The 7,169-nt window shown below is 77.2% G+C and carries 6 protein-coding genes and 1 riboswitch; of the genes, 5 read left to right on the forward strand and 1 reads right to left on the reverse strand.

The window, feature by feature from the left end; genetic code table 11:
* Nucleotides 1–136: 136 nt before the first annotated feature.
* Nucleotides 137–898 carry an AAA family ATPase gene (locus GTR02_RS17990; protein WP_166608863.1) on the reverse strand — a complete coding sequence of 254 codons (762 nt, stop codon included), beginning with the start codon at nucleotides 896–898 and terminating at the stop codon, nucleotides 137–139.
* Between the two features lie 74 nt (nucleotides 899–972).
* Nucleotides 973–1,063: riboswitch (glycine riboswitch) on the forward strand.
* Nucleotides 1,064–1,138: 75 nt separating this feature from the next.
* Here GTR02_RS17990 and gcvP point away from each other — a divergent pair.
* The 5 genes from gcvP to GTR02_RS18015 all read left to right on the forward strand — a co-directional run bounded on the left by gcvP (nucleotide 1,139) and on the right by GTR02_RS18015 (nucleotide 7,105).
* Nucleotides 1,139–4,051, forward strand: a complete 2,913-nt coding sequence (gcvP, locus tag GTR02_RS17995; protein ID WP_166608864.1) for an aminomethyl-transferring glycine dehydrogenase — start codon at nucleotides 1,139–1,141, stop codon at nucleotides 4,049–4,051.
* A gap of 132 nt (nucleotides 4,052–4,183) precedes the next feature.
* Entirely contained in the window at nucleotides 4,184–4,636 is a 453-nt protein-coding gene (locus tag GTR02_RS18000) for a nitroreductase/quinone reductase family protein (protein ID WP_338073898.1), read from the forward strand.
* A 190-nt stretch (nucleotides 4,637–4,826) separates the two neighbouring features.
* Nucleotides 4,827–5,258 (forward strand): hypothetical protein, encoded by a 432-nt coding sequence (locus tag GTR02_RS18005; protein WP_166608865.1) that lies wholly within the window; start codon nucleotides 4,827–4,829, stop codon nucleotides 5,256–5,258.
* Complete coding sequence (locus tag GTR02_RS24670) at nucleotides 5,255–6,439, forward strand: histidine kinase (protein WP_205709550.1); 1,185 nt, start codon at nucleotides 5,255–5,257, stop codon at nucleotides 6,437–6,439. Before GTR02_RS18005 ends, GTR02_RS24670 begins: the two co-directional genes overlap by 4 nt.
* Before the next feature lie 12 nt (nucleotides 6,440–6,451).
* A complete protein-coding gene (locus GTR02_RS18015) occupies nucleotides 6,452–7,105 on the forward strand; it encodes a response regulator (protein ID WP_205709551.1) in 654 nt (217 codons plus the stop codon).
* Nucleotides 7,106–7,169 lie beyond the last annotated feature (64 nt).

Here is a 7,169-nt window from a genome sequence, read left to right on the forward strand (position 1 = left end):
GGCCACGCCGCCCCTCGTGACTCACGGTAAGCGTTCCCGACGGCTTCCGCCATCCGACGGGTGGTGCGGCCGTCCGGTTCCCCGGGGGCGCGAAGTGCCTGCCGCGCAGCGGGAGAGGGTCCTGGGTGCCGTCGGCTCACGCCGCCTCGAGGACGAGGTCCAGCACGTGCGAGAAGGCGTCGGCCAGGGCCTGCGGCGACGCGCCGCGCAGCGTGTGCAGGGGCACGCCCGCCCCCTGCGCCTGGGGGACCGCGACGCGGTCGGGCAGCGGGGGGAGGACGAGGTCCCCGAACAGCGTCCGCAGCTCCTCCAGGCGGAAGCGCTGCTCCTGCGAGCGGACCTGGTAGCGGTTGACCAGGACCCCCAGCGGCCGGGGCCCGCCGCGCAGGGCGCGCACCTCCCGCAGCGTCCGGTCGACCGCGGCCACCGAGAAGCGGCTGGCGTCGGAGACGACGAGCACCAGGTCGCTCGCCGCCCACGCCGAGCGGGTCAGGCCGCCCAGCGACGGCGGGCAGTCCAGCAGCGCCACGTCGTGGTCGTCGAGCTTGCGCAGCGCCCGGCGCAGCCGGGTCAGGTCCTCGGCGTCGGGCTGCGGCACGTCCAGGCGCGCGGACTCCGCGGAGCCCGTCACGACGTCGAGCAGCCCGGGCTGGTCCTGCACCCAGCCGCTCGGCGCGAGCGCGCTCTCCGCGACCCGGCGCTTGGGCAGGGCGAGCACGTCGGCGACCGAGTGGGGGCGCTGCGCGCTGACGTCCAGACCGCTGGTCGCGTCGGCCTGCGGGTCGAGGTCGACGACGAGGGTGCTGGTGCCGCGGCGCAGCGCGGCCGACGCGAGTCCGAGGACGACCGAGGTCTTGCCGACGCCGCCCTTGGCGCTGCAGACGGCCACGGTGATCACGCGGGACAACCTACGCGGCGCACCGCGTCGCGGACGACGGGCCACGCGGGGTGGCCTACCCTGGACACGGCCGTCCATCCCGCGCGGGAGAGACCCCGGCTCGACCGGGGCGCCGAAGGGGCAACATCCCCGGAACCTCTCAGGCCTCAGGACCGCGCGGAGCAGGCCGCTCTGGAGACCCTCCGACGGGTCGACAGTCGGGGAGGTCCGTCGCTCGTTCGCCGACCTCCGGAGACGTCCATGACCACCGCCCCCACCGCTCCCGCGACCGCGTCCGCGCTCGGCAGCGACGCCGCGCCGCTGCCGTTCAGCGCCCGCCACACCGGCCCCGACCCGGCCGCGGTCGCCCGCATGCTCGAGGTCGTCGGCCTCTCCTCCACCGAGGAGCTCGTGGCCCGCGCCGTGCCCGCCTCGATCCGCGACGAGGCCCTCGACCTGCCGGCCGCGCTCGACGAGTCCTCGGTCACCGCGGCGCTGCGCGTCCTGGCGGGGCGCAACCGCGTGGTGCCCTCGATGATCGGCCTCGGCTACCACGGCACCCGGACCCCGGCCGTCGTGCGCCGCAACGTGCTCGAGGACCCGGCCTGGTACACGGCGTACACGCCGTACCAGCCGGAGATCTCGCAGGGCCGCCTCGAGGCGCTGCTGAACTTCCAGACCGCGGTGGCCGACCTCACGGGCCTCGACGTCGCCAACGCCTCGCTCCTGGACGAGGCCACCGCGGCCGCCGAGGCGATGACCCTGACCCGCCGGCTGTCCAAGGCGCCCGCGGGGGCCGTGTTCGCCGTCGACGCCGACGTCCTGCCGCAGACGCTGGCCGTCCTGCGCACCCGCGCCGTGCCGCTCGGCCTCGAGCTCGTGACCGTCGACCTCGACGCCGCCGACCCGCTGGCCGCCGCGGGTGAGCGCGGCGTCTTCGGGCTGCTCCTGCAGTACCCCGGCACCTCGGGCCGCGTGCGCGACCTGGCGGCCGTGGCCGCCGACGCCCGCGCCCGCGGCGCCCTGACCGTGGCCGCGGCCGACCTGCTGGCCCTGGCCCTGCTGCGCGCGCCGGGCGAGCTCGGGATCGACGTGGCGGTCGGCTCGAGCCAGCGCTTCGGCGTCCCGATGGGCGGCGGCGGTCCGCACGCGGGGTACATGGCGGTGCGCAAGGGCCTCGAGCGCTCGCTGCCCGGGCGCCTCGTCGGGGTCTCGGTCGACGCCGACGGCGCCCCGGCCTACCGCCTGGCGCTGCAGACCCGCGAGCAGCACATCCGCCGCGACAAGGCGACCAGCAACATCTGCACCGCGCAGGTCCTGCTCGCCGTCATGGCCGGCTGCTACGCCGTCTGGCACGGCCCGGACGGGATCCGCGCCATCGCCGCGCGCACGGCCCGCACCGCGGCCGGTCTGGCCCGCACGCTGCGCGAGGCCGGGGTGGAGGTCGTGCACGACGAGTTCTTCGACACCGTCCTGACCCGCGTGCCGGGCCGGGCGGGCGAGGTCGTGGCCGCGGCGCTGGCCGCGGGCGTGAACCTGCGCCACGTCGACGGCGACCACGTCGCGCTCACGGTCGACGAGACGACGTCGCGCGAGCACCTCGCCGCGGCGCTGGAGGGGTTCGGCGTTCGGCTGGACGCCGGCCACGCGCTCGACCCCGACGCCGAGGCGGCCGGCGTCGACGCGCTGCCGGACGCGCTGCGCCGCAGCAGCGACTACCTGACCCACCCCGTGTTCTCGGCGCACCGCTCCGAGACCGCGATGCTGCGCTACCTGCGCCGGCTCTCCGACGCCGACTACGCCCTCGACCGCGGCGCGATCCCGCTGGGCTCCTGCACCATGAAGCTCAACGCGACGACGGAGCTCGAGCCGGTCTCCTGGCCGGAGTTCGCCGACCTGCACCCCTACGCGCCGGCCGACCAGCTGGCCGGGACCGCGGAGCTCGTGGCCGACCTCGAGCGCTGGCTCGCGGAGATCACGGGCTACGACGCGGTCTCCCTGCAGCCCAACGCCGGTTCGCAGGGCGAGTTCGCGGGGCTGCTCGCGATCCGCGCCTACCACCGCGCGCGCGGCGCCGAGGCCCGCACGGTGTGCCTCATCCCGAGCTCCGCGCACGGCACGAACGCCGCCAGCGCCGTCATGGCGGGCCTGCGGGTCGTCGTCGTCGCGTGCGACGAGGCCGGCAACGTCGACCTGGAGGACCTGCGCCGCAAGGTGTCCGAGCACGCCGACGACCTCGCGGCCCTCATGGTGACCTACCCCTCGACGCACGGCGTGTACGAGGAGGCCATCAGCGAGGTCTGCGCGCTCGTGCACGAGGCCGGCGGTCAGGTCTACGTCGACGGCGCGAACCTCAACGCCCTCGTCGGGCTCGCCCGGCCCGGCACGTTCGGCGCCGACGTCTCGCACCTGAACCTGCACAAGACGTTCTGCATCCCCCACGGCGGGGGCGGCCCCGGCGTCGGCCCGGTCGCGGTCCGCGCCCACCTCGCGGAGTTCCTGCCCGCGACCACGCTCGAGGCGACGGCGGGCGTGGGCCCGGTCGCCGCGGCCCCGAACGGGTCCGCGGGCATCCTGCCGATCTCCTGGGCGTACCTGCGGCTCATGGGTCCCGACGGGTTGCGCGCGGCCACCGTGCAGGCCGTCCTGTCGGCGAACTACGTCGCGACCCGGCTCGACGCGGCGTTCCCGGTCCTCTACCGCGGGCCGAACGGGCTCGTCGCCCACGAGTGCATCCTCGACCTGCGCCCCATGACCAAGGCCACGGGCGTCACGGTCGACGACGTCGCCAAGCGCCTCGTGGACTACGGGTTCCACGCGCCGACGATGTCGTTCCCGGTGCCCGGGACGCTCATGGTGGAACCCACCGAGAGCGAGGACCTCGCGGAGCTGGACCGGTTCTGCGACGCGATGCTCGCCATCGCCCGCGAGGTGGCCGACGTCGCCGACGGCCGCTGGGCCGTCGCGGACTCCCCGCTGCGCCACGCCCCCCACACGGCGCTGTCGATCGCGGGGGAGTGGGACCACCCGTACACGCGCGCTGAGGCCGTCTACCCCGCGGGCGTGGACCCGCGCGCGAAGTACTGGCCGCCCGTGCGCCGCATCGACGGGGCCGCGGGCGACCGGAACCTCGTGTGCTCCTGCCCGCCGCTGGAGGAGCTCGCCGAGGGCTGACGCCCTCACCGGACGACCTCACCGCACGACCGACCGGGCCCGGCCGGGGCTGGACCCCGGCCGGGGCCGGGCGCATCCTGGCGGCGTGCGCCCCGGCCGTCCGGGCCCGGCGCGGGAGCAGCGGAGGCAGCGGTGAGCGGAACGACGGAGGGACCCGCGCAGCGGGCGACGGCGCCGGTGGACTGGAACGCGTCCGTCATCGCGGAGTTCCGCGCGCACGCGGGGCGCGTCGGCGGGCCGTTCGAGGGGGCGCCGATGATCCTCGTGCACCACACCGGACGGCGCAGCGGCGCCGAGCGCGTCGCGCCCATGGTCTACCAGGACGTCGACGGCGGGTACGCCGTCTTCGCGTCCAAGGCCGGGGCCCCCACGCACCCCGACTGGTACCACAACCTCCTCGCGCACCCCGAGACGACGGCCGAGGTCGGGACGCAGACCGTCCCGGTGCGGGTGCGCGAGCTCACCGGCGAGGAGCGCGCGGCCGTCTGGGAGGAGCAGAAGAAGCGCATGCCGGGCTTCGCCGACTACGAGGCGCAGGCCGCGCCCCGCGTGATCCCCGTGCTGCTGCTCTCCCCGACCGGCTGACCCGCGAGGCGACCGCCCGCCGGACGCACCGGGAGGCGGGTCCGCGCGGGCCTGTCGTCCCGCCCCGGGGCGTGGGACGATCTCCCACCGCCTCGGGACGTCCGACCGCAGACGCCGGGACGCCGCCGGGACGACGGTGGTGCCCTCGCCGCCGAACGGTGCCGGGACCCGTCGTCCGTGGAGGTCCGCCATGTCGCTCACCAGCCCCACCCCCGTCCGCGCGGGGGCACCGCCGCGGGCGCACCTGCTCGCGGCCGCCCTGCTCGCGGTGCTCTCGGTGTGGGACGGGGTCGCCGCCGTCCTGCTCCTGCCGCAGGGTTCCGCCGACCTCGCCGCCGCGGGCGACCAGCCGCCCTGGGCGGTCGTGGTCGGCAAGCTCGTGCTGAGCGTCCTCGGCCTGGTCGCCGCCGTGGTCGTCGCCCGCGCCCAGCGCTGGGGCGTCGTCCTGGCGCTCGGGGTCGCCGTCGGCAACGCGCTGCTCGCCCTGCCGGGCGTCGCGTTCGGCCCGACGACGTCGTCGCGCACCGCCTCGGCGGTCGCGGCGGTGGGGATGGGCCTGGTCGTGTTCCTCCTGCTGCGCCGCAGCGGGTCGCGCGCCGCGGCCCGGGACCCGCGCGGGTGAGTGCGCGCGGGCGGGCACCGGGTGCGGGGTTCTCCGCCCCGGTGCTCGTCCACGCGATCCTGCTCGCCTACGTCCTGGCGGTGTACGTGGCGGTCCTCGTCGCCGACGGGCTGTCCGCGACGAACGTCCGCACCCACTGGTGGGCCCACGTCGTCGCCGTCGCGGTGATCGCCGCGACCGTCGAACCGCTGCGCCGGTGGCTGCGCCCGGCCGTCGAGGACCTGCTGCACGACGCCCCGGGCGAGGCCTCCGACCTGCTCGCCGTGCTCGGCGCCGAGCGCGGCAGCGCCGCGGAGACCATCGCCCGCGCGCTGCGCACGCGCTACGTCGAGATCGTCGAGGACGGCGTGTCCACCAGCGTCGCGGGCCGGCGCCCCGCGGAGGGCGACGTCGTGCAGGTGCCGCTGCGCTTCGCCGACGACGAGCTGGGCAGCCTGCACGTCGCGACGCGGCGCCCCGGGGTGCCCCTGACGGCGGGTGACGTCCGGCTCCTGGGCGACCTCGCCCACCAGCTCGGCACCCACCGCTACGCCCTCGCGGCCTGGGCGCGCGCGCAGGAGTCCCGGGCCCTCGTCGTCACGGCCCGGGAGGAGGAGCGCCGCCGGATCCGTCGCGACCTGCACGACGGCCTGGGACCGGCGCTCGCGTCGGTGAAGCTCCAGCTGGCCGCGGCGCAGCGGCTCCTGGCCGACGACCCCGCGCAGGCCGGGGCGCTGCTGGCGGACGTGCGGGCCGACCTCGCCGCGACGACGGGGGACGTGCGCCGGCTCGTCTACGGCCTGCGGCCCCCGCTGCTGGACGAGCTGGGCCTGGCCGCGGCCGTGCGCCACCACCCCGCCGCCCAGGCCGGCCTGGCGGTGGACGTGCGCGAGGAGGACCTGGGCGAGCTGCCCGCGGCCGTCGAGGTCGCGCTGTTCCGGATCGCGACCGAGGCCCTGCACAACGCGGCCCGGCACTCGGGGGGCCGGCGCTGCGAGGTCCTGCTGCGCGGGCGCGGCGGCGTGGTCGAGCTGCGCGTCAGCGACGACGGCCGCGGGCTGCCCGCCCCGCTGCTGGCGGGGGTGGGCGTCTCGGCGATGCGGGAGCGCGCCGCCGAGCTGGGGGGCAGCGTGGTCCTGACGAGCGGCCCGGCGGGCACCACCGTGACGACCCTCGTCCCGCGCCGCGGGCCCGGGGGCTGAGGCGTGGAGCCGGTGGCCGCGACGGTGCTGCGGGTGGTGGTCGCCGACGACCACCCGATGTTCCGGCGCGGGGTGCGGGCGCTGCTCGCGACGGAGACGGGCGTCGCCGTCGTCGGCGAGGCGGCCGACGGGGACGCGGCCGTCGAGGTGGTGGGGCGCCTCGTGCCCGACCTCGTCCTCGTGGACCTGCAGATGCCCGGCGGTGGGGGGCTGGACGCCATCCGCCGCATCGCCGCCGCCCACCCCGCCGTCAACGTGCTCGTGCTGAGCATGCTCGAGGACGACGACTCCGTGTTCGCGGCCGTGCGCGCCGGCGCACGCGGCTACGTGCTGAAGGACGCCGACGCGGACGACCTCGTGCGGGCGGTGGTCGCCGTCGGCCGCGGTGAGGCGATCTTCTCGCCGGGCATCGCGGCCCGGATGATCCGGTTCTTCGCCGACCGGCCGCCCTCGGCGGAACCCTTCCCCGACCTCACCGACTCCGAGCGCCGGGTGCTGCGCCTGCTCGCGGCCGGGGCGGGCAACGCCTCGATCGCCCGGCAGCTGTCGCTCTCGCCGAAGACCGTCCGCAACTACACCTCGACGGTGCTGCGCAAGCTGCGGGTCGCGGACCGGACGCAGGCCGGGGCCCTCGCGCGCGAGGCGGGGCTCGACGCCCCGCCCTGAGGCGGGCCCGCGCCACCCCGGCCCGCCCGGCGATCCCCGTCCGACACCCCGGTCCACCCGGTAC

The organism is Kineococcus siccus (assembly GCF_009906795.1).
Lineage (GTDB): Bacteria > Actinomycetota > Actinomycetes > Actinomycetales > Kineococcaceae > Kineococcus > Kineococcus siccus.